The sequence below is a fragment of the Vibrio sp. HDW18 genome (assembly GCF_011306175.1).
GTDB classification, from domain to species: domain Bacteria; phylum Pseudomonadota; class Gammaproteobacteria; order Enterobacterales; family Vibrionaceae; genus Vibrio; species Vibrio chanodichtyis.
The window spans coordinates 1,003,813-1,026,821 of sequence record NZ_CP049913.1; the positions used below are offsets into that span (position 1 = coordinate 1,003,813).

At 48.8% G+C, this 23,009-nt stretch carries 16 protein-coding genes and 10 tRNA genes; 8 read left to right on the forward strand and 18 right to left on the reverse strand.

Features of this window, described 5'->3' with window-relative positions; genetic code table 11:
• Nucleotides 1-3 precede the first annotated feature (3 nt).
• Together G7083_RS04770 and tsaE are read right to left on the reverse strand one after the other, a co-directional pair.
• On the reverse strand, nucleotides 4-1,725 hold the full coding sequence (locus tag G7083_RS04770; RefSeq protein WP_166013803.1) for an N-acetylmuramoyl-L-alanine amidase: 1,722 nt from the start codon (nucleotides 1,723-1,725) through the stop codon (nucleotides 4-6).
• Nucleotides 1,719-2,183, reverse strand: coding sequence for a tRNA (adenosine(37)-N6)-threonylcarbamoyltransferase complex ATPase subunit type 1 TsaE (gene tsaE, locus G7083_RS04775; protein WP_166013804.1), 465 nt, complete (start codon nucleotides 2,181-2,183; stop codon nucleotides 1,719-1,721). The genes G7083_RS04770 and tsaE overlap by 7 nt, the downstream gene beginning before the upstream one ends.
• 197 nt (nucleotides 2,184-2,380) lie before the next feature.
• Between tsaE and queG the strand changes: the two genes are divergently transcribed.
• Nucleotides 2,381-3,490, forward strand: a complete 1,110-nt coding sequence (queG, locus tag G7083_RS04780) for a tRNA epoxyqueuosine(34) reductase QueG (RefSeq protein ID WP_166013805.1) — start codon at nucleotides 2,381-2,383, stop codon at nucleotides 3,488-3,490.
• Between the two features lie 565 nt (nucleotides 3,491-4,055).
• On the opposite strand, the gene G7083_RS04785 is transcribed toward queG, so the two are convergent.
• From G7083_RS04785 to orn, 11 genes are all read right to left on the reverse strand, one after another.
• Nucleotides 4,056-4,132, reverse strand: a tRNA-Met gene (locus tag G7083_RS04785).
• Between the two features lie 41 nt (nucleotides 4,133-4,173).
• Nucleotides 4,174-4,264, reverse strand: a tRNA-Gly gene (locus tag G7083_RS04790).
• Nucleotides 4,265-4,300: 36 nt separating this feature from the next.
• A tRNA-Met gene (locus tag G7083_RS04795) sits at nucleotides 4,301-4,377 on the reverse strand.
• A gap of 163 nt (nucleotides 4,378-4,540) precedes the next feature.
• A tRNA-Gly gene (locus tag G7083_RS04800) sits at nucleotides 4,541-4,616 on the reverse strand.
• Between the two features lie 36 nt (nucleotides 4,617-4,652).
• Nucleotides 4,653-4,729: transfer RNA gene (locus G7083_RS04805), tRNA-Met, on the reverse strand.
• Between the two features lie 165 nt (nucleotides 4,730-4,894).
• Nucleotides 4,895-4,970: transfer RNA gene (locus G7083_RS04810), tRNA-Gly, on the reverse strand.
• 35 nt (nucleotides 4,971-5,005) lie between these two features.
• A tRNA-Met gene (locus tag G7083_RS04815) sits at nucleotides 5,006-5,082 on the reverse strand.
• A 164-nt stretch (nucleotides 5,083-5,246) separates the two neighbouring features.
• A tRNA-Gly gene (locus tag G7083_RS04820) sits at nucleotides 5,247-5,322 on the reverse strand.
• Between the two features lie 36 nt (nucleotides 5,323-5,358).
• A tRNA-Met gene (locus G7083_RS04825) sits at nucleotides 5,359-5,435 on the reverse strand.
• A gap of 165 nt (nucleotides 5,436-5,600) precedes the next feature.
• A tRNA-Gly gene (locus tag G7083_RS04830) sits at nucleotides 5,601-5,676 on the reverse strand.
• A 158-nt stretch (nucleotides 5,677-5,834) separates the two neighbouring features.
• Nucleotides 5,835-6,380, reverse strand: a complete 546-nt coding sequence (gene orn, locus G7083_RS04835; RefSeq protein ID WP_166013806.1) for an oligoribonuclease — start codon at nucleotides 6,378-6,380, stop codon at nucleotides 5,835-5,837.
• 120 nt (nucleotides 6,381-6,500) lie between these two features.
• On the opposite strand from orn, the gene rsgA reads away from it, so the two are divergent.
• The 6 genes from rsgA (at nucleotide 6,501) to G7083_RS04865 (ending at nucleotide 14,150) form a co-directional block, all read left to right on the forward strand.
• Nucleotides 6,501-7,562: a small ribosomal subunit biogenesis GTPase RsgA gene (gene rsgA / locus G7083_RS04840; RefSeq protein ID WP_166013807.1), complete on the forward strand. Its 1,062-nt coding sequence runs from the start codon at nucleotides 6,501-6,503 to the stop codon at nucleotides 7,560-7,562.
• 95 nt (nucleotides 7,563-7,657) lie between these two features.
• Nucleotides 7,658-8,515, forward strand: coding sequence for an archaetidylserine decarboxylase (gene asd / locus G7083_RS04845; protein ID WP_166013808.1), 858 nt, complete (start codon nucleotides 7,658-7,660; stop codon nucleotides 8,513-8,515).
• Nucleotides 8,516-8,687: 172 nt separating this feature from the next.
• Nucleotides 8,688-10,103, forward strand: coding sequence for an SLC13 family permease (locus tag G7083_RS04850; protein WP_166013809.1), 1,416 nt, complete (start codon nucleotides 8,688-8,690; stop codon nucleotides 10,101-10,103).
• A 144-nt stretch (nucleotides 10,104-10,247) separates the two neighbouring features.
• A complete protein-coding gene (locus G7083_RS04855; RefSeq protein WP_166013810.1) occupies nucleotides 10,248-11,135 on the forward strand; it encodes a DMT family transporter in 888 nt (295 codons plus the stop codon).
• 155 nt (nucleotides 11,136-11,290) lie between these two features.
• The gene (gene gpmM / locus G7083_RS04860) at nucleotides 11,291-12,823 is read left to right on the forward strand and encodes a 2,3-bisphosphoglycerate-independent phosphoglycerate mutase (RefSeq protein ID WP_166013811.1); all 1,533 of its coding nucleotides are present in this window, start codon (nucleotides 11,291-11,293) and stop codon (nucleotides 12,821-12,823) included.
• 178 nt (nucleotides 12,824-13,001) lie between these two features.
• On the forward strand, nucleotides 13,002-14,150 hold the full coding sequence (locus G7083_RS04865; protein WP_166013812.1) for a murein hydrolase activator EnvC: 1,149 nt from the start codon (nucleotides 13,002-13,004) through the stop codon (nucleotides 14,148-14,150).
• Here the strand turns inward: G7083_RS04865 and G7083_RS04870 are convergent.
• The 4 genes from G7083_RS04870 to nudC form a co-directional block, all read right to left on the reverse strand.
• Nucleotides 14,147-15,106, reverse strand: coding sequence for a DHH family phosphoesterase (locus tag G7083_RS04870; RefSeq protein ID WP_166013813.1), 960 nt, complete (start codon nucleotides 15,104-15,106; stop codon nucleotides 14,147-14,149). The genes G7083_RS04865 and G7083_RS04870 overlap by 4 nt on opposite strands.
• An 82-nt stretch (nucleotides 15,107-15,188) precedes the next feature.
• Nucleotides 15,189-15,824 (reverse strand): TetR/AcrR family transcriptional regulator, encoded by a 636-nt coding sequence (locus tag G7083_RS04875; protein WP_166014990.1) that lies wholly within the window; start codon nucleotides 15,822-15,824, stop codon nucleotides 15,189-15,191.
• A gap of 95 nt (nucleotides 15,825-15,919) precedes the next feature.
• Nucleotides 15,920-16,990: a uroporphyrinogen decarboxylase gene (gene hemE, locus G7083_RS04880; protein ID WP_166013814.1), complete on the reverse strand. Its 1,071-nt coding sequence runs from the start codon at nucleotides 16,988-16,990 to the stop codon at nucleotides 15,920-15,922.
• A 198-nt stretch (nucleotides 16,991-17,188) separates the two neighbouring features.
• A complete protein-coding gene (nudC, locus tag G7083_RS04885) occupies nucleotides 17,189-18,025 on the reverse strand; it encodes an NAD(+) diphosphatase (protein ID WP_206212109.1) in 837 nt (278 codons plus the stop codon).
• 177 nt (nucleotides 18,026-18,202) lie between these two features.
• Between nudC and rsd the strand changes: the two genes are divergently transcribed.
• A complete protein-coding gene (gene rsd, locus G7083_RS04890; protein WP_166013816.1) occupies nucleotides 18,203-18,691 on the forward strand; it encodes a sigma D regulator in 489 nt (162 codons plus the stop codon).
• A gap of 90 nt (nucleotides 18,692-18,781) precedes the next feature.
• Here rsd and rpoC read toward each other — a convergent pair whose 3' ends face one another.
• Nucleotides 18,782-22,987 carry a DNA-directed RNA polymerase subunit beta' gene (gene rpoC / locus G7083_RS04895; protein ID WP_166013817.1) on the reverse strand — a complete coding sequence of 1,402 codons (4,206 nt, stop codon included), beginning with the start codon at nucleotides 22,985-22,987 and terminating at the stop codon, nucleotides 18,782-18,784.
• Between the last annotated feature and the right edge of the window lie 22 nt (nucleotides 22,988-23,009).

Here is a 23,009-nt window from a genome sequence, read left to right on the forward strand (position 1 = left end):
CAGTTATTTATTCGGGATGATCAGTTGCTGACCCACCGCCAGTTGATCAGAACGTAACTGATTGGCTTGGCGGATACTGGCAATGCTGACGTTATAGTGGTCAGCGATTTTACTCAGATTGTCACCGCGCTGGACTTTATGCTTACGCAGCGGCTTATCTTGTAAACTCACGGTAATATTTAACTTCTGGCCAAGGACCAAGGTATCCGATTTGAGATTATTCTGGTTTTTAATCGCCGCCACCGACACTTTATAAGTGCTTGCCAGCTTACCGAGAAAATCTCCCGCTTTCACCACATGGATAATGGTTTCCGTTTCGACCGGATTGGCCACCACTGGGACAGCGATCGGTTTTGCCGCGGCTGACGCAGGGATCGTCAGTTTCTGTCCCACAGCAATCGTTGCCGATTTAAGTTTATTCGCCTGCTTGAGCGCATCTACCGTGACACCATATCGATTGGCGATCACTCCTAATGATTCGCCGCGCTGCACTTGGTGGATTTGCGTTTTACCACGGTTGGCAAACAACGTACCTTCTGGTGGATTTGCTTCAAAATACTGCACAATCGCTTTAGCTAACGCGCGAGCTAATTTATCTTGATGGCTACGCTGGAACAGCAACTGCTCTTCGGCCGGATTAGAGATAAATCCGGTTTCAACCAGTACCGACGGAATGTCAGGTGATTTTAATACTGCGAGGCTGGCATTCACCGGCTCGCTTTTATGCAGATGAGCGACCTTGCCCATTTCACGCAGAATACTGGTCGCCAGCTTGTAGCCCTCTTTCTGAGAATGGCTAAATTGCAAATCAAGCAGGGTCTGACTCACGTTGCGATCATTATTGGTTTTTGATAGTACTTCTCCTGCCCCACCAAGCAACTCAGACTGTTGCTCATGATTTTCAACCCAACGCGCAATTTCCGTATTAGCGCGGCGTGTATTGAGCACAAACACTGAACCGCCACGAGGTTGAGGGGTGTGGAATGCATCGGCATGAATCGAGACCAAAATATGCGCTTTACTGCTACGCGCAATTTCCGTGCGTTTATTTAAATTCACCGAATAGTCGCCACGACGAGTCAAAACCGCCTTCACGCCAGGCACTGCATTCAATTGATCAGCCAACTTCTTAGAGATAATTAAGTTGACATTTTTTTCATATTTACGAGTCGGACCGATTGAACCTGGGTCTTCACCACCGTGACCGGCATCAATCGCTACCACAATATCTTCATTACCAAGCAACTGAGAGGCATCTTTACTCACTTGTACCGCAGCGGTACTCGGCGTACTAACCACACGGTTCTCATTGGCTTTTCCGTGTGGCAGATCGATCACTAGTCGATGTCCATACTGACCACCTGGAGTTGGAGCTAATTTAAATAAACTGGGAGTGGTTTTCTGCTTAAGTTCAAACACCAACCGAAATGAACTTTTCTCTGGCGGTGTGGAGGCGCGGATCCGAGATAAAATGCCACTGTCCGTCACATTGACAGGCAACTTGGCACGCGAAGAACTCTGCTTGAGGTCGATCACCAAACGCTCAGGTGAACTAAGAGTAAAATAGCTAAAATCGGCTTCGGATGTCACATCCAAAACTACTCGCGTTTCATCAGGCGAAGGCCAAACTCGCACCCCCTCTAGGCTATTAGCCCAAGTTTGAGGCGCGATGCTGAATAACACCCATCCACATAGTAGCAAAACCAAACGACGAACGTTCAACATAACTCCAACTGACTCAAAAGGTCACATCCATATTCATTATTAGCCGTCAGCGTGGCAATGCGCCGCTCTCCGTCATAACGTAAATCAAGGTCAAGATCAGCCTTAGGGAGCAGCCCGTAACCTTGCTCTGGCCATTCAACTAAGCAAATCGCATCGTCAGTAAAATAATCACGGATCCCCATAAATTCGAGTTCTTCTGGATCCGCTAAGCGATAAAGATCAAAGTGATAAACCTGCCACTCACCTAATTGATAAGGCTCCACCAGAGTATAGGTAGGGCTTTTTACATTGCCTTGGTGGCCTAATTCCCGAATAAAACCACGACTAAAGGTAGTCTTTCCGGCACCAAGATCACCATGCAGATAAAGCGTCGTTTGTTGTGAACAGAGCGCGGCCAGCGCACGACCTAATTCCAATGTAGCTTGCTCATCGTTTAGGGGAAAAATCTTGCTATTCATTACGCTTTTCTCAACAAGGTCATGACTGACTATAAAGAAATCAAAAGAACCGGAATAGTAAACTGGGTTGGAATTGAGAAACAAGATCTGTTCTGTTAACAAACCGAAAAATATACCGGTTAGAGCACCTGAGATTAACGCTAGAACAAGCGGACAAGATCCGCTAAGATCCTCGGCCCTTATCGTGAGACCCCGTGATGGACTACCAACAACTGGCAGACAAGATCAAGCAATGGGCGATCCAACTCGGCTTTGAAAAAGTTGGGATTTGTGATGTCGATTTGCGTGAGCATGAACCCGCGCTACAAGCTTGGCTCGATGCGGGGTATCACGGTGAGATGGATTGGATGGCCAGACATGGCATGCTGCGCGCTCGTCCAGCTGAATTACTGCCTGGTACTCTGCGCGTGATCAGCGCTCGGATCAATTACTTGCCACCTCAAGCACAGTTTGCTGCTAACTTGCGCGATCCCTCTCAGGCGTATATTAGCCGCTACGCGCTCGGGCGCGACTATCATAAGCTAATGCGCAACCAACTGAAAAAACTCGGCGAAAAAATTGAACAAGAAGTAGGGCAACTCGGTTATCGCCCTTTTGTTGACTCAGCGCCCATCCTTGAACGGCCATTGGCACAAAAAGCTGGATTAGGTTGGAGCGGCAAACACTCGCTCATCTTAGATAAAGACAGTGGTTCTTGGTCGTTTCTAGGTGAGCTGTTAGTCGATATTCCCTTACCCGTTGATCAACCGAGCGAGAATCAGTGTGGTAAATGCACGGCCTGCATGAGCAGTTGCCCGACCAACGCCATCGTCGCAGAAGGTGTGGTCGATGCACGGCGCTGCATCTCGTATCTCACCATTGAATATTCGGGTGTGATTCCGCTTGAGTTTCGCCGCCCGATCGGCAACCGAATTTATGGCTGTGATGATTGCCAGTTAGTTTGCCCTTGGAATCGTTTTGCACCATTAACTCAGCAAAGTGATTTTCATCGTCGGCCAAGCCTCATTGAACCTGACTTGGTGAACTTATTTGAGTGGGATGAAGCGACATTTCTCAAGCAAATGGAAGGTTCGGCCATCCGGCGTATCGGCCATCAACAATGGCGACGCAACTTAATTATTGCTATGGGCAATGCCCCTTATTCTCCACGTATTGTGGAAACATTAGAACGACATCAGGGACAGAATCCACTATTGGATGAACACATTCCTTGGGCTTTAGCTGAACAGGGCCAAAAAACATCAACCTCACGCCAATATCAACGTTTAATTCGTATTATTGAAAAAGGCCTGCCACGGGATGCCTAAATAGAGCGAATGACACAATCAACACCATGATTGTTTGATGCCTATCCCAATTTGCGTAATGTGGACAACATTTTTAATGTGACGCCGTTTTCTATCACGAAATAAAGTTAATCACAGCTCTTGGAAATGACTAGGATCAACTTTTTATACGGCAATGATCTTCAAATTTGATAACCCATCGCCAAAATCCACAATAAATCAAATAAAAACAATGAATTAAAGCAATGCTCATCAAGCCACTTTCAACTAAACAATCAAAGATCCTTAAGGATGTCAACTGAAAACGCCATGATAGATAGTTTATGAACAACTTTATCCACATCTCATTTTTGTGGATAAGTCTGTTAATGAATAAGGTAAAGCAGGTCGAATCTGCTGATATCCAACAGACTTCTGGTAATTTAAAAAATTGTTCAAGAGATGAGAGTGACTAGATTGAACAATGGTTCAATTAGCCTCATCTGAGATGATGCTTCTCAGCATTATAGAAAAGGGGGCTAGCCAAAAACTTAACACCCTAAAAAAGAAAGGACTGCGCTTAAAGCACAGTCTCTTATCTAGAATTTGGTTGCGGGAGCTGGATTTGAACCAACGACCTTCGGGTTATGAGCCCGACGAGCTACCAAGCTGCTCCATCCCGCGTCCATGTTGTGTCACCGTTAAGCACCGTGAGAGCTTTAATTTGGAGCGACACACGAGGTTCACCGATTTAAAACAAAAAGGCGTGACCTCAACCTTGGCAAGGTTGCGCTCTACCAACTGAGCTAGTGTCGCATTTCATCGAGACGCCGTAGCATCTACGCTAGAATTTGGTTGCGGGAGCTGGATTTGAACCAACGACCTTCGGGTTATGAGCCCGACGAGCTACCAAGCTGCTCCATCCCGCGTCCATGTTGTGTCACCGTTAAGCACCGTGAGAGCTTTATTTGGATCGATACATGAGGTTCACTGCTTTAATACAAAAAGGCGTGACCTCAACCTTGACAAGGTTGCGCTCATCAACTGAGCGAGTGGCGCATTCATCGTCAAGTACGATGACAACTTTAAACTTGGAGCGACACACGAGGTTCGAACTCGTGACCTCAACCTTGGCAAGGTTGCGCTCTACCAACTGAGCTAGTGTCGCATTTCATCGAGACGCCGTAGCATCTACGCTAGAATTTGGTTGCGGGAGCTGGATTTGAACCAACGACCTTCGGGTTATGAGCCCGACGAGCTACCAAGCTGCTCCATCCCGCGTCCATGTTGTGTCACCGTTAAGCACCGTGAGAGCTTTAATTTGGAGCGATACATGAGGTTCACTGCTTTAAAACAAAAAAGGCGTGACCTCAACCTTGACAAGGTTGCGCTCATCAACTGAGCGAGTGGCGCATTCATCGTTGAGTACGCTGACAACTTTAGATTTGGAGCGACACACGAGGTTCGAACTCGTGACCTCAACCTTGGCAAGGTTGCGCTCTACCAACTGAGCTAGTGTCGCATTCATCGAGACGCCGTAGCATCTACGCTAGAATTTGGTTGCGGGAGCTGGATTTGAACCAACGACCTTCGGGTTATGAGCCCGACGAGCTACCAAGCTGCTCCATCCCGCGTCCATGTTGTGTCACCGTTAAGCACCGTGAGAGCTTTAATTTGGAGCGACACACGAGGTTCACTGCTTTAATACAAAAAGGCGTGACCTCAACCTTGACAAGGTTGCGCTCATCAACTGAGCGAGTGGCGCATTCATCGTTAAGTACGATGACAACTTTAAACTTGGAGCGACACACGAGGTTCGAACTCGTGACCTCAACCTTGGCAAGGTTGCGCTCTACCAACTGAGCTAGTGTCGCATTTCATCGAGACGCCGTAGCATCTACGCTAGAATTTGGTTGCGGGAGCTGGATTTGAACCAACGACCTTCGGGTTATGAGCCCGACGAGCTACCAAGCTGCTCCATCCCGCGTCCATGTTGTGTCACCGTTAAGCACCGTGAGAGCTTTAATTTGGAGCGATACATGAGGTTCACTGCTTTAAAACAAAAAAGGCGTGACCTCAACCTTGACAAGGTTGCGCTCATCAACTGAGCGAGTGGCGCATTCATCGTTAAGTACGCTGACAACTTTAAATTTGGAGCGACACACGAGGTTCGAACTCGTGACCTCAACCTTGGCAAGGTTGCGCTCTACCAACTGAGCTAGTGTCGCATCAACAACGTTTTCCGTCGTTTAGGGGTGCGAATTATAAGAGCATTTTCTGGTGATGCAAGAGCTTCTTATCAAAAAAACTCTTTTTTTTTTCAAGCGCCGAAAAAGCAGACAAAGCGTTGAAGTTTTATGCGCCTTGAGGGGCAAAAAACGCAGTTTTAAATCTGAAATACCGTTTTACGATAAAACTGAAGCTCAGCGATCGACTCGCGAATATCATCCAATGCGAGGTGACTGCCGGTTTTACTGAACTGTTTGAGGATCTCAGGCTGCCAACGGCGAGTCAGTTCTTTAATGGTGCTGACATCGATATAACGGTAATGGAAATACGCTTCTAAATCCGGCATGTGGCGATAAAGGAAGCGTCGATCTTGGCCAATACTGTTGCCACAAATCGGTGATTTACCTGCCGGCACCCACTGCTTGAGAAAATCGATAGTCAACGCCACCGCTTGCTGTTCATTAACTTGGCTCTCTTTTACTCGCGCCACTAAACCACTCGCGGTATGCGTGCTGGTACACCATTCATCCATTTTCGCCAATTCTGCTTCTGGTTGATGAATCGCGATCACCGGGCCTTCAGCTAAGATATTTAACTCGCTGTCGGTCACAATGGTCGCCATCTCAATGATTCTGTGGCTGTCAGGATCCAGCCCTGTCATTTCTAAATCAATCCAAATCAGATTCTGATCGCTAAAAGACATAATAGTGCGCCTATAGGGGTTTATTCACAAAAGAGGTACTATACCCAAATTCCGATCGACAGGATACGTATCACATTGAGATTTGATACCCCCTATCTAGCAGAGAGTAAATAGAACACTGTGGCAAAAAAGAAAAAGCTCACTCAAGGCCAAGTCCGCCGAGTTAGAAGCAACCAACACAAAAAACTCAAGCAAGAAGAGTCTATCGTTTGGGATGAGGCGTTACTCGGCAATGCTCAATCCGGGTTAGTGATCACCCGTTTTGGCCAACATGCTGATATTGAGGATCCAGCAACGGGGGACATTCACCGCTGCAATTTACGCCGAGGGATCGAAAGCTTAGTCTCTGGCGACAAAGTACTGTGGCGGCCGGGCGCAGAAACGCTGGCCGGAATTTCTGGTGTGGTTGAGGCGGTGGAAACGCGCAGCTCAGTCTTGGTACGCCCGGACTATTATGATGGGCTCAAACCCGTCGCTGCGAATGTCGATCAGATGGTGATTGTCTCGTCGGTGTTGCCCGAACTCTCTTTGAATATTATCGATCGCTATTTAATTGCCGCCGAAACCTTAGGCATTGCGCCATTAATTGTGCTCAATAAAATCGATCTACTCAGCCCTGAGCTGCGCCAACAATACTCGAGTTGGCTCAATGATTATCGGGCGATTGGCTATAAGGTACTGTACGTAAGTAAAGTCACCGGTGAAGGTATCGCTGATCTTGAAGCGACACTGCGTGATCGCACCAATGTGTTTGTTGGTCAATCTGGGGTCGGCAAATCGAGTCTGGTCAATGCGCTGCTGCCGGAGCTAGAAGAGTATGTAGAAGAAGGCGCGATCTCTGCAACATCAGGTTTAGGGCAACATACTACAACCGCGGCTCGGCTTTACCATATCCCCAGTGGTGGTAATTTGATTGACTCACCAGGCGTGCGTGAATTTGGCCTATGGCACCTAGCCACCGAAGATGTCACCACCGCCTATGTCGAATTTCGGCCCTATTTAGGTGGCTGCAAATTCCGTGATTGTAAACATGGTGATGATCCAGGCTGCTTGCTACGTGATGCGCTAACCAAAGGCGAAATCAGTGCACAGCGCTTCGAAAACTACCACCGCATCGTACAAAGCATGACCGAAAATAAAGCCAATCGACAGTATTCGCGCAGTAAAAAAGCCGATCTGTAATGGCAAATTGTTAGCAAGTTTAGTGCACCTACTGACAGTCACGCGGATTTTCAGTAACATCTTGCGCCCATCACTCACGTATTGGAATGTAAACCATGGATAAGATAAAAGTTGGACTGCAATATTGGATCCCACAACATGGCCTGACCCGTTTGGTCGGCAAGCTGGCATCTGCACGTGCAGGCCGCCTAACCACCGCCATCATCCGCTGGTTCATCAAACAGTATCACGTCAATATGGATGAGGCATTACACTCTGAACCCTCCCATTTTAAGACCTTTAATGACTTCTTTGTACGTGAGCTCAAAGCAGGCGCTCGCCCAATCGCAGAAGGCGAACAAGTGATCACCCATCCTGCCGATGCGCGTGTCAGCCAATTTGGCGCTATCGAAGAAGGTAAACTGATCCAAGCCAAAGGTCATACATTCTCCGCCCAAGAATTATTAGGCGGCGATGCAGCGCTGGCTGCCGAGTTTGCGGATGGAGATTTTGCGACTCTGTATCTATCACCGAGTGATTATCATCGAGTCCATATGCCATGTGATGGCACGTTACGTCAGATGATCTACGTGCCGGGCGAGCTGTTTTCTGTCAATCCACTGACGGCAGAAAATGTACCCAATCTATTCGCGCGCAACGAGCGTGTCGTGTGCATTTTTGATACGGCGTTTGGCCCGATGGCTCAAGTACTGGTCGGCGCGACCATTGTTGGCAGCATTGAACTGGTATGGGCAGGTACGGTCACCCCACCGCGTGGTAACAGCGTCTACCGTTGGGATTATCCAGCCGAGGGTAATCAAGCGGTGATCTTGACCAAAGGTCAAGAAATGGGTCGCTTTAAACTCGGTTCAACCGTCATCAACCTGTTTGCCAAACAAGCCATCCGCTTTGATGAAAGTATGACACATGGTGTTACGACTCGTATGGGTCAGCCTTACGCCTCACAAGCTTAAGCTTAATCTTATCTCTCCACCTTCCTGCCTCGATAGGAGGGTGGACTTTTGAAGTTCGCCACACATCTGCACTCTCGTCGACTGCAAAAGACAAAATTTTAACCCCCCTCTAAGACCGCTCAATGACCGTCGCTTACTCTAGGCATTCAACTTAAGTTAAGAGGAAATGCCAATGCCGCCACTGCAACGAGGTCTGCTCGTCAAACTGCTGATTTGTTTCTTACTGCCGCTTGGCGTATTGCTGATGCCGATTGATGCCATTCCAATCCAAGAATTAACCTTGGTGCAGCACCGTTTATTAGCCATTTTCCTGCTTGCTGCCTTGCTGTGGGTGTTAGAACCGGTTCCTGTTTTTGCCACTTCGATTCTGATCATTGCCCTAGAACTGATCATGATTTCCGATAAAGGGTTACATGGATTTCGCGCTGCGGATCCTACCCATCCACTCGGTGAATTGCTGAAATACACCGACATTTTCAGCGCTTTTTCCTCACCGATCATTATTCTGTTTATGGGTGGATTCGCCTTAGCCATCGCCGCATCCAAATACGAATTGGACAACAACTTAGCACGGGTACTGCTGAAACCGTTTGGCCACCAACCGAAATACATCATGCTCGGCTTAATGTTGATCACTTCTGTTTTTTCAATGTTTATGTCCAATACCGCCACCACAGTGATGATGTTGGCGCTACTTGGCCCGATCGTCGCCTCGGCACCGAAAGGCGATTTAGGCATCAAAGCTCTGGTATTGTGCATTCCGATCGCCGCCAATACCGGTGGTATTGCCACCCCGATTGGTACCCCGCCAAACGCGATTGCGCTGCAATATTTGACCGGTGAAAATAGCATTGATTTTCTATCTTGGATGATGATGGGTTTACCGTTTGTGTTGGTACAACTGACCATTGCTTGGTTCCTACTTCAAAAGCTGTTCCCCTCTTCACAAGCCACTATGACACTCAAGCTGAAAGGTGAATTTCAACGCGGCTGGCGCGCAATGCTGGTGTACTTCACCTTCGCCATCACCATCGTATTGTGGATGACCACGACGTGGCATGGCATGAATACTTATGTGGTCGCGATTATTCCACTGGCGATGTTTACTCTGACTGGCATTATGGGCAAAGAAGAGCTGAAACAGATCAACTGGGATGTTTTGTGGTTAGTGGCCGGTGGGATCGCAATTGGCATCGGCCTTGAACAAACCGGCCTTGCCCAAGCGTTAGCCCACGCGATCGACTACCAATCACTCTCTCCAATGCTGATTGTGATTGTGCTGTCTCTGGTCTGTTGGCTGATGGCCAATTTTATGTCGAATACCGCCACCGCCAACTTGATCATGCCGATCGCGGCCGCGATTGGTACTTCAATGAGCAGTCTTGAGCAAATTGGCGGCCTACAAGCGCTGTTAGTGGTCGTGGCTTTCTCCGCATCACTTGGAATGATTTTACCGGTGTCAACGCCCCCCAATTCGCTCGCCTATTCGACCGGTCTTATCGAAAGCAAAGATATGGCCAAAACCGGGCTAATTCTCGGCATCGTCGGACTGGGCATCGTCTATTTGGTGGCATTCATGCTCGGATAAGCATGACAGAGAACCTTGGTACTGAGACCTTGCTGCAACGCTTCATGCAGCGAGGTCATACTGTACCGCCAACACTGAAATTCACTTTGTTTTGCAGATCGCAAATGGCATATTGAGAGCCCAAAAACCGCTAAGGATAATGTCATGGGTTACGAATGGCTGGCACTGGCTGCCGCCGCGCTTTGGGCTCTCACCAGTTTACTTTCTATCACTCCCGCCAAACATCTCGGTCCATTTGCTTATAGCCGTTGGCGGATGGGGTGCACCTCCATCATCCTGATTATCGTTGCCATCTTTTCCGGCGGTTGGCCGACAGTCACCCACGAAGCCATCCCAGCGATGATGCTATCAGGATTGATTGGGATTTTTATCGGCGATACCGCGCTGTTCGCTTGCCTTAATCGCATGGGGCCAAGACAATCTGGGCTGCTGTTTTCCTGTCATGCGGTATTTTCTGCACTACTGGGGTATTTCCTGTTTAGCGAAAGCATGACAGGACAAGAGTTGCTCGGTTCAAGCCTAGTATTTGCTGGGGTGCTACTGGCAATTTTCTTTGGTCGCCGTCGGCAAGCGGCCACCCATCTCGATAGTGTTAATGGCCCTCTCTGGATTGGCATTAGCTTAGGGCTCATCGCCGCACTATGCCAAGCCCTTGGTGGGATCATTGCCAAGCCGGTGATGCAAACCGCAATTGATCCAATCGCGGCCTCAGCAATACGCATGATCACCGCCTTTGCGGCGCACACGATACTCTACCTCACTGGCGTGTCAGTCGCTCGGCCGAGCCAACCTATCACCTTCTCTATTTTTCTTATCACCGCTCTCAACGGCTTGATGGCAATGGCCGTCGGCATGACGTTGATCCTGTATGCCTTACGTGAGGGTAACGTCGGCATGGTCGCGTTACTCTCTTCCACCACCCCCATTATGTTGCTACCACTACTGTGGTGGTACAGCAAACAGCGCCCAAACCGCTATGCTTGGTTAGGCGCCATCATTGCCGTGGCGGGTACTGGCTTATTGGTAACCTAATGTCGATACTTAATGTCCATATTGATCAATAGGCTACATTTACTTGCAATGATAGAGAGAATCATTGATCTTAACGGGATGCAAAGCGCCTGAATTGTAGTAAAATTACGCTAATTTTATGTTTCAGTTATTTTGATTTTGACGAGGTTAGAACTATGTCAGCTAAGAAGCCAATGGCTCTGGTGATCCTAGACGGTTGGGGTTACCGCGAAGACAACGCAAATAACGCGATCAACAATGCGCGTACACCTGTGATGGATAGCCTAATGGCCAACAACCCTCACACTCTGATTTCTGCTTCAGGTATGGACGTAGGTCTGCCTGATGGTCAAATGGGTAACTCAGAAGTGGGTCACACCAACATCGGTGCTGGCCGTATTGTTTACCAAGACCTAACTCGCATCACCAAAGCGATCATGGATGGTGAATTCCAACAAAACGAAGTTCTGGTGGCTGCAATTGATAAAGCCGTCGCGGCAGGTAAAGCCGTTCACCTGATGGGTTTGATGTCTCCAGGTGGCGTACACTCGCACGAAGATCACATCTATGCCGCTGTAGAAATGGCTGCGGCTCGCGGTGCAGAAAAGATTTATCTGCACTGCTTCCTTGATGGCCGTGACACGCCACCACGTAGCGCACAAGCATCACTGCAACGCTTCCAAGATCTATTTGCCAAACTGGGTAAAGGCCGTATTGCTTCTATCGTGGGTCGTTACTACGCAATGGACCGTGACAACAACTGGGATCGCGTGGAAAAAGCCTACGATCTGCTCACTCTGGCACAAGGTGAATTGACTTGTGACTCTGCGGTTGAAGCGCTACAAGCGGCATACGCTCGTGAAGAAAACGACGAATTCGTGAAAGCGACTGAAATTCGTGCGGCTGGTCAAGAATCCGCCGTAATGCAAGATGGCGATGCGCTGCTGTTTATGAACTACCGTGCTGACCGCGCGCGTCAAATCACGCGTACGTTTGTACCTGATTTCAGTGGTTTTAACCGTAAGGCATTTCCAGCGCTTGATTTTGTGATGCTGACTCAATACGCCGCAGACATTCCACTGAAGTGTGCTTTTGGCCCAGCCTCACTGGAAAACACTTATGGTGAATGGCTATCAAAAGCGGGTAAAACTCAGCTACGCATCTCTGAAACTGAGAAATATGCCCACGTCACCTTCTTCTTCAACGGTGGCGTAGAAAACGAATTCCCAGGCGAAGAGCGTCAATTGGTGGCTTCACCAAAAGTGGCGACCTATGATCTGCAACCAGAAATGAGCTCAAAAGAGCTGACTGACAAACTGGTCGCGGCGATCAAATCGGGTAAATACGATGCGATCATCTGTAACTATCCAAACGGCGACATGGTCGGCCATACTGGTGTGTATGATGCCGCGGTGAAAGCGTGTGAAGCGGTCGATGAGTGTATTGGCCGTGTGGTTGAGGCTATCAAAGAAGTGGATGGTCAACTGCTGATCACCGCTGACCACGGTAACGCGGAAATGATGATCGACCCTGAAACCGGCGGTGTACACACTGCGCATACCAGCTTGCCTGTCCCACTCATCTATGTGGGTAATCAAACGCTGAGCCTGAAAGACAACGGTAAGCTGTCAGATCTCGCGCCAACCATGTTGTCTCTGTTAGAGATGGACATTCCGGCCGATATGTCAGGCCAAGTGCTGTACCGCTAAGTACAGCAGCAGATAGCAAAAATCCTCAACGCCCTGGATCTTCAGGGCGTTTTTGCATATTAAGCCGATAGAAATTACCAGCAGAATTGCAAACTTTTGACATCGCAGGCTCGCCTGATGCCTAGCTTTGGGTATACTGAATCATCAATCTCAATCCACCAATGCCAGATCTCACTCCATGACACCAACTGCGCTGCCCGCGATTTTCCGTGACTTCCAAGCTCGCTGCTTGATCCGTCGAGCGCTCGCTTGTCTATTATTGATCGTGACACCATCTCTTACCGCCGCAACCAATCAGGAATTGTCTGGTGTCAAAAATGAAATTTCGCGCCAACAACAAGCACTCAGCCAGCAACAAAAATCACTGGATCAATTGCAACAAACGTTGAAGCAGCAAGAGCTTGGCATTAATGGCATTGAACGGCAGATCAGCAAAACCAAAACCGATCTTGAGCATACCAATCGCAATATTGCTCAGATCAACAGCAACATCCAAGCATTGCAAACTCAGCAACAGCAGCAAGCCGAGCAACTTGAGCACCTATTGCAAACCTATTACCTCACTAAGCGATCACTCAGTAGTAGCCCGTTTTTTCATCGTAATGCGGATGAAGATCGCATCAGCCAGTACTATCAACACTTGGCAAAAAAACGCACCCAAGCCATCGCTGATCTCCAAAAAACCCAAGCTGAACTCAATGCCAGTCAGCAGCAAAGACAACGTGATCGTGAACAAATCGAAAAATTGCTCGCGCAGCAAACCCAGCAAAGAGATCAGTTGGCCAAAACCCAAAATGAGCGTAAGCAGACGGTGAAAAAAATCGAGAGCAGCATCTCTGGTGATAAGGTGTATCTGGCTGAACTGCAGCGCAATGAAACCCGTTTAAAAGCCGAAATGGCCAAAGCCGCCAAACGTAATGCAGTGTTGATGAATGGGATCGCCAATCAACGAGGCAAATTACCTTGGCCAATCAAAGGACGTGCTTTGCATCATTTTGGTGAACGCCAAACTGGGCAAATCGACTGGAAAGGCCTGGTGATCGAAGCGAACTACGGCCAAGAAGTCAAAGCGGTGTATCCCGGCACCATAGTGTTTGCCGAATATCTGCGTGGTTATGGTCTTGTGGTACTACTCGACCATGGTAAAGGTGACATGACGCTGTATGGATTCAACCAAACTCTGCTCAAAAAAGAGGGCGATAAAGTCATCGCGGGAGAAACCATTGCCCTGGCGGGTGATACCGGTGGCCAATCTCGCGCGTCACTCTATTTTGAAATTCGCCGCAATAGCCGTGCTGAAAATCCGACTCAGTGGTTAGTGCGCTAACGCGCGTAATAGCGCGTGATCTGCCGTATAAACTCATCCAATTGCGCATGTGGCAACCGGTTAATACCACCAGCCGATTCGCGACCGCCCCCCGAGGCAAACTGCGCGCACAAATCTCCCGCGCCTCGCTGATCACACAATGGAGCACGCAGCGATAGCGTGTAGTGCTGCTCATCGGCATCAATCACGATCAAATGCGCACGCTGTGTATTCTGATTGGCCAAATAATTGGCCAAAGTGCCACTGACTCGCTGCGCTGCAGCACAATCTGGTAACACCACAACTGTTAAGTTTGGGCTCTGTGCATAAATCGGCTGAGCCAGCGCAAACGCCAAATCTTGCTGATAGGCGCTGCGTAATTGATAGAAAGGCGAGTTGAGATCGGCCAATACCGCCCATGGCGTCTGGTAAGAGAGCAAGGTTTGATACAGCCTATCTGGTGCAAAATGCAGCTCAGATACCCTACGCCCATAGCCGTTATAGTTAATCAAGGTTCCTAACTCACAGAGCGCTGCGGTTTGCGCGGCATCCAATCCCACTTGCTCGGCCAAAGCCTGCGCAACTCGGTGCAAATTATCACCAAACGCCGCGGCAATCGCCCACTCCCGAAAACGTCCCGCCAGTAGACGATCGATGATCAGCGCGGTACAAACATTGGCGTCGGTATCTATATGCGCTTGCAGGGCAAAATGGGGAGGAATATCACCGGGCTGATGATGGTCGGCATAAAACACACTCGCACCGGATTGCAATGCACGCTGCACACCACGCTGATTTTTGGCCATGGAGAGGTCCAGTACCACCAGCACATCACCTTGGGTAACATCAAGCCGATCCAGTAAAGCAATATCACGCTTCACCCCGGTCACCAATCGAGTTGATTTAGGATGAGCTAAACGCCACTGCACCAGTGACAAAATGCCATCGGCATCGCCATTAAAAACATCGTAATCCATGCTCTTCGCCTCTTCGCGCAATCGCTAAGACGTTAACAAGTGAGCGGGATTTTGCCCAAGACAGATTGGTTATAACTCATGCTCAAGCATGCATGGCACGCACACCCTCTTCGAGCCATTGCAGCTGCTCGCGTCCCGCTTTCGTCGCGCAAGGCTTGACCACGGAGATCATCTGCAACATGCCTTGATGGATCACCTGTTCGGTGATTTGAGTTTTGTGTGACATCGCGGCTTGATAGCTAAGCCAACTTGAGGCAATCAAATGCAAGGTGCGTACTAATTTTGGCATCTCTTCTTCGCTTAATTGCAACAGCTGCAAACTCACAAAATGGCGCATTATATCAATCAAATTGGTCTGTAACTGCTCTTGCACCTGAATATACTCATCGTGTAACCGTTCATCACGCTGCAAAATTTCCGGCAAATTGGCGTAAAAAAAACGGTATTTCCACATCAAGGTAAAAATGGAATCTAAATATCGTTTCAGTAGGGCGAGGCTCTCATATTGCCCTTGGTCAGGAGCAAAACGCTCAAGCAACTCGGTGGCGTAGAGCGCAAAAATATCGCGCACTATCTCCTGCTTATTACGAAAGTAGTAATACAGATTGCCAGGGCTGATCTCCATATGAGCGGCAATGTGGTTAGTGGTGATATTGCGCTCACCGAGCTGATTAAACAGCTCAAGCGCAGCATGCACGATGCGATCCTTGGTTTTGATCATCATGGGGGTCATCTATCGATTAAGATACGCCAAGTATAAAGCACACTGGCGCAAAGTGAGCAAAGCACCTGCTATGCAGACGCTGTGCTGGATTATGCTTGGTGATAAGGTTTGGAAAGCTCATGTACCGCTTGGACAAACACACCCGCGTTCTCAGGTGGTACATCAAGATGAATACCGTGTCCCAAATTAAACACATGTCCGGTAGCGCCATGACCGAAACCAGCCAGAATACTCGCCACTTCTTCACGAATTCGCGATGCTGGTGCATACAAAATCGAAGGGTCCATATTACCTTGTAAAGCGACTTTATCACCCACTCTAGCTTTGGCATCGGCAATATTGATGGTCCAGTCGAGACCGACCGCATCACAACCGGTTGCCGCGATCTGCTCAAGCCACATGCCACCATTTTTGGTAAACAGGGTCACCGGCACACGGCGACCTTCATTTTCACGGATTAAGCCATCAACAATTTTGTGCATATACTGCAAGGAGAATAGCTGGTAGTCACGCGGGGTTAACACTCCGCCCCAAGTATCAAACACCATCACCGCTTGGGCTCCGGCTTTGATTTGTGCATTAAGGTAATCAATCACGCTATCGGCCAATTTGTCTAATAACGTATGCAGCAGCGCAGGTGAGCTGTACATCATGTTTTTGATTTTAGTGAACGCTTTTGAGCTGCCGCCTTCCACCATATAAGTGGCCAAGGTCCAAGGACTGCCGGAAAAACCAATCAGTGGCACGGCACCTTGCAAATCTTTACGAATTTGGCGTACCGCATTCATCACATACTGCAATTCGCCTTCCGGATCGGGAATGCCAATTTTATCGACATCCGCTTTACAGGTGATCGGACGCTCAAACACTGGGCCTTCACCGGCGGCAAAATGCAGCCCAAGCCCCATCGCATCTGGAATGGTCAAAATATCGGAGAACAAAATCGCGGCATCAAGCGGAAAGCGACGTAGCGGCTGTAATGTGACTTCAGAAGCCAACTCAGCATTTTTACACAGCGCCATAAAATCTCCCGCTTGAGCGCGAGTGGCACGGTATTCAGGAAGATAACGACCCGCTTGGCGCATCATCCATACAGGGGTGTAATCGACTGGCTGCTTGAGCAGCGCACGCAGATAGCGATCGTTTTTTAATTCTGTCATGCTGATTTCCACTTATTTGGCTTCTTAAGTTTGATGGCTATTCTAACACCGTTTACGACAAAAGCGGTTGGCTTTGCAAGCGAGATCAAGTTATTAACGTTTAAATGGATGCTTAAATTGCGTCCAACGCGTAACAGTGTTAAAAATTTGTTCGCTAGCGAAAACTATAACCATAAACTGGGTCGACGACCCAACATCTCATAACGACATCTTACTTACCCCCTCCTTCACCGGAGGGTTTTTTTTATCCTTATTGGTGGCGGTTATCTCGTGACGAATATCCGCTAGCGTTTGCTCAATCAAAGCACGAGCAATGGTGCCTGATGGTGCAACTGGTGGTAGCTTATCAAGTTCAAACCAATTGGCATCACTCAATTCACTATAGTCTGGCTTGAGTTCTCCACAGTGATAATCAGCTAAAAAAGCCATCATCATACTGGATGGAAAAGCCCACGGCTGACTGCCAAAGTAGCGAATATTGGTCACTTCAATTCCGGTTTCTTCCAAAACTTCGCGTGCGACACACTGCTCAAGGGTTTCACCAACCTCAACAAATCCTGCTATCACTGTATACATGCCATTACGATGGCGTGGATGCTGGGCCAGTAAGATCTGCTGCGATTTACGCACTGCAACAATAATGCACGGAAAAATGCGAGGATAATGCAGGGTTCGGCAATCATGGCACTGCATTGCCAGCTCTTGATGATTAAGATAATTTCGGCCACCACACTGTGGGCAGAAGCGTAAGGTGTGACTCATGTAACCATATTGCACCGCTTTGCTGGCCGCTAGGAATAGAGCTTGATCCACGCTTAGCAATTCTCGCAGCGAACTGAGCGGATGATCTTGCTCAACATCCGCGGCGTTCAACCAATAGACCGGGGAATTTTGGTAGTGATCAACTAAGATCGCATGACGGGATGGCAACTGCCATTGCTGTGCGGTACCGTAAGGAATTTGCCCATCCACCAACCAAATGTCGCTGCCTGAGACAACGCACCAATAAGCGTTCTTGCCGTCACTCTTTTCCACTCTGCTTCTCCTGATTACTTGCAGTCCGATCATTTTACTGGCAATCTAAATTCTCACCACAATTTATCAACATAAGAATTATTGTCGAGCATTGTAGTGAAGGGAGCGGAGATATCTAATTGATATTACTGAAAAATAAAAGTTCGCCATTAGCGTTCCGACCATGAGGACACGATCATGCTAAATAAATTTAAACACGTCCAAGATCAATGGAGTGGTTCGAGCGATATCATTGATCATTGGTTGGATAACCGACAGCATGTCATCGTGGAATATTGTAAACTGGCGGCCTTACAACCTTGTTCGACCAAAACTACCATCTCAGAACTTCCCTCACCGCAGGCGCTACTCTATTTCTGCCAAGAGTTAGTCGATTACATTTCTGAAGGTCATTTCAAAATTTATCACATGGTAATGAACCAATGGCAAGCGACGGGCTTTAAAGCCACCGACGAGATCAATCAACTGTATCGGGAAATCATTACCACCACCGAGCCGCTGCTTAATTTTAATGATCAATACGCCACCGTGACCGAATATGATGAATTGCTCAAATTGGATCGTGATCTATCGAAAGTCGGCGAAGTGCTCGAAGTGCGCTTTTCATTAGAAGATCGTTTAATCCAGTTAATCGTAGATAGCCTCGCCGTACCGCCCGGAGCCTGAACGCCCAGCAAGCTCCACATCTCCGCATTCAAGAGTTCTCCAGCGTATAAAAAAAGGCACCCGAAGGTGCCTTTTTGCATGGTTTGAGACTTACTCGTCGTCAGAAGAGAAACCTGCATTGAGCAGTGCAGCGAGGTTGTCTGAGGCTTGCTCAGCCGATGGACCTTGCTGTTGTTGTGCACGTTTGGCTTGACGATCTTGGTGGTAGGCAAAACCAGTACCCGCCGGGATCAGACGACCAACGATCACGTTCTCTTTCAGGCCACGCAGATCGTCACGCTTACCAGATACCGCCGCTTCCGTTAGCACGCGAGTGGTTTCTTGGAACGATGCTGCCGAGATGAAGGATTCCGTCGCCAGAGATGCTTTGGTAATACCTAGCAGCTCACGCTCGAAACGAGCTGGCTCTTTGCCTTCTTCTTCCAGTTTACGGTTCGCGATCTTCACTTGTGAGTACTCAAGTGTCTCGCCAGGCAAGAACTCTGAGTCACCCGCGAAGGTGATCGTACACTTACGCAGCATTTGACGAACGATAGTCTCGATGTGCTTATCGTTAATCTTAACGCCTTGTAGACGGTAAACTTCCTGAACTTCGTTAGCGATGTAAGTGGTCACTGCATGGATACCACGCAGACGCAGAATGTCATGTGGCGACTCTGGGCCGTCCGCAATCACATCACCACGCTCGATACGCTCACCTTCAAACACGTTCAATTGACGATGTTTCGGGATCATATCTTCGTAAGTATCACCGCTGTCACGGGTAATGATCAGACGACGCTTGCCTTTGGTCTCTTTACCGAACGATACGGTACCTGAGTGCTCGGCCAAAATCGCAGGCTCTTTTGGCTTACGTGCTTCAAACAGATCCGCAACGCGTGGTAGACCACCGGTGATGTCTTTGTTACCGCCAGATTTCTGAGGAATACGAGCTAGAGTATCACCCACATTCACTTCAGCACCGTCGTCCAAGTTCACAATCGCTTTACCTGGCAGGAAGTATTGAGCTGGCATATCTGTACCTGGGATCAGGACATCTTTACCATTCGCATCAATCAGCTTAATCGCTGGACGCATATCTTTACCTGCGGCTGGACGCGCTGCGGCTTCAGTCACTTCACTTGAAGACAGACCCGTCAAATCGTCGGTTTGACGAGAAACGGTAACGCCATCGATCATATCCACAAACTGTACGCGACCGGCCACTTCAGTGATGATTGGCATGGTGTGCGCTTCCCAGTTCGCGACGGTTTCGCCCGCGGCGACGGCATCGCTATCGGCTTTGCTCAGCATTGAACCGTATGGCAGTTTGTGTTTCTCTTTGGTACGACCAAATTCGTCAATGATGGTCAGCTCAGAAGCACGCGAGGTGATCACCAGCTTGCCATCTTTGTTGATTACGAACTTCGCGTTATGCAGTTTCACCGAACCGTTGTTCTTGGCTTGAATGCTGTTTTCTGCTGCTGCCGTTGATGCCGCACCACCGATGTGGAACGTACGCATCGTCAGCTGTGTACCAGGTTCACCGATAGACTGCGCGGCAATAACACCAACCGCTTCACCTTGGTTAACCAAGTGACCACGTGCTAGGTCACGACCATAACACAGTGCACAACAACCGAAGTCAGATTCACAAGTTACCACTGAACGCACTTTGATTTGGTCAACTGAGTTGTCGTTGATCACCTTACACCACTTCTCATCGAGCAGCGTATTACGAGAGATCAGAACGTCGTCAGTACCTGGCTTGAGGATATCTTCCGATACCACACGACCCAGAGCCAATTCGGTCAGTGCAACTTTCACGTCACCACCTTCGATGTGTGGTGTCATCACCACGCCTTCGACAGTGCCACAATCGTGTTCAGTCACCACTACGTCTTGCGCTACGTCTACCAGACGACGAGTCAGGTAACCGGAGTTCGCTGTTTTCAGTGCCGTATCCGCCAGACCCTTACGAGCACCGTGCGTTGAGATAAAGTACTGAAGAACGTTTAGACCTTCTTTAAAGTTTGCGGTGATTGGCGTTTCGATGATCGAGCCATCTGGACGCGCCATCAGACCACGCATACCCGCCAACTGACGGATCTGAGCGGCCGAACCACGAGCGCCCGAGTCAGCCATCATATAGATGCTGTTGAACGACTCTTGCTTCTCTTGTTCACCTTGACGGTTAGTCACCTGCTCAGAAGAGAGGTTTTCCATCATCGCTTTCGCTACGCGATCGTTGGTTGAAGCCCAAATATCGATCACTTTGTTGTAGCGTTCGCCAGCGGTAACCAGACCTGACTGGAACTGCTCTTGAATTTCGCGAACTTCTTCTTCCGCTTCTGCAATTTCGGTGTACTTAGCCGCTGGAACCACCATGTCGTCGATACCAACCGATACACCAGACAGTGCCGCGTAAGCGAAACCGGTGTACATGATTTGGTCCGCGAAGACTACGGTGTCTTTCAGACCCAGCTTACGGTACGCTTCATTGAGCAGGTTAGAAATTTGCTTCTTACCCAGCTTCTGGTTAACCAAGCTGTATGGCAGACCTTTTGGTACGATTTGCCACAACATGGCACGGCCTACAGTCGTGTCAATCATCTTGGTTTCTGTGGTCAAGCTACCGTTTTCATGCTTGATGGTTTCGGTAATACGCACTTTAACGCGAGCGTGTAGCTCAGCCGTTTTGGTGCGGTATGCCTTTTCAGCCTCAGCCGGGCCAGTCAGGTACATACCTTCGCCTTTCGCATTGATCTTTTCACGAGTCATGTAGTACAGACCCAGTACCACGTCTTGCGATGGTACGATGATTGGATCACCTGACGCAGGCGACAGAATGTTGTTGGTTGACATCATCAGGGTACGTGCTTCCAACTGCGCTTCTAGCGTCAGAGGAACGTGTACCGCCATTTGGTCACCATCGAAGTCCGCGTTATATGCCGCACACACCAATGGGTGCAGTTGGATCGCTTTACCTTCGATCAGAACTGGTTCAAACGCTTGGATACCCAAACGGTGCAGTGTTGGTGCACGGTTCAGTAGCACTGGGTGTTCGCGGATCACTTCATCTAAGATATCCCACACCACCGCTTCTTCGCGCTCAACCATTTTCTTAGCCGCTTTGATCGTCGTTGCTAGGCCACGCGTTTCCAGCTTGCTGTAGATGAATGGTTTGAATAGCTCAAGCGCCATTTTCTTCGGCAGACCACACTGATGCAGACGCAAGTATGGACCTACGGTGATAACCGAACGACCTGAATAGTCAACACGTTTACCCAGCAAGTTCTGACGGAAACGACCTTGCTTACCTTTGATCATGTCAGCCAGAGACTTCAGAGGACGCTTGTTGGAACCGGTGATCGCACGACCACGACGGCCGTTATCCAGCAACGCATCCACAGACTCTTGCAGCATACGTTTTTCGTTACGTACGATGATGTCAGGGGCTGCCAGCTCAAGCAGACGCTTCAAACGGTTGTTACGGTTGATCACGCGACGGTACAGATCGTTCAGATCTGACGTAGCGAAACGACCGCCATCCAGTGGCACCAGTGGACGTAGATCTGGCGGCAGCACTGGCAGCACAGTCAGGATCATCCATTCTGGTTTATTGCCAGAGGCAAGGAACGCTTCTACCAATTTCAGACGCTTAGTCAGCTTCTTACGCTTGGTTTCTGAGTTAGTGGTGTCCAGCTCTTCACGCATCTGCTCCGTTTCGGTTTGCAGATCCATCGATGCCAGCAGATCTTTGATCGCTTCCGCACCCATTTTCGCAGTGAACTCATCACCCCACTCTTCCAAGCGGTCGAGATACTCTTCTTCCGTCAGCATTTGACCACGTTCAAGGTCAGTCATGCCTGGCTCAGTCACTACGTACATTTCGAAGTACAGTACGCGTTCGATGTCACGCAGAGGCATGTCCATCAGCAAACCGATACGAGATGGTAGAGACTTCAGGAACCAGATGTGTGCTACTGGAGAAGCCAGCTCGATGTGGCCCATACGGTCACGACGAACTTTAGTTTGGGTGACTTCAACGCCACATTTCTCACAGATCACACCACGGTGTTTCAGACGCTTATATTTGCCACAAAGACATTCGTAGTCTTTTACTGGGCCAAAAATACGCGCACAGAACAGACCATCGCGCTCAGGTTTGAACGTACGATAGTTGATGGTTTCAGGTTTTTTCACTTCACCAAAAGACCATGAGCGGATCATGTCCGGTGAAGCCAGACCGATTTTGATCGCATCAAATTCTTCGGTCTTATGCTGTGCTTTTAGAAAGTTTAATAAGTCTTTCACATTCAGCTCCTGTAAGGAGTTA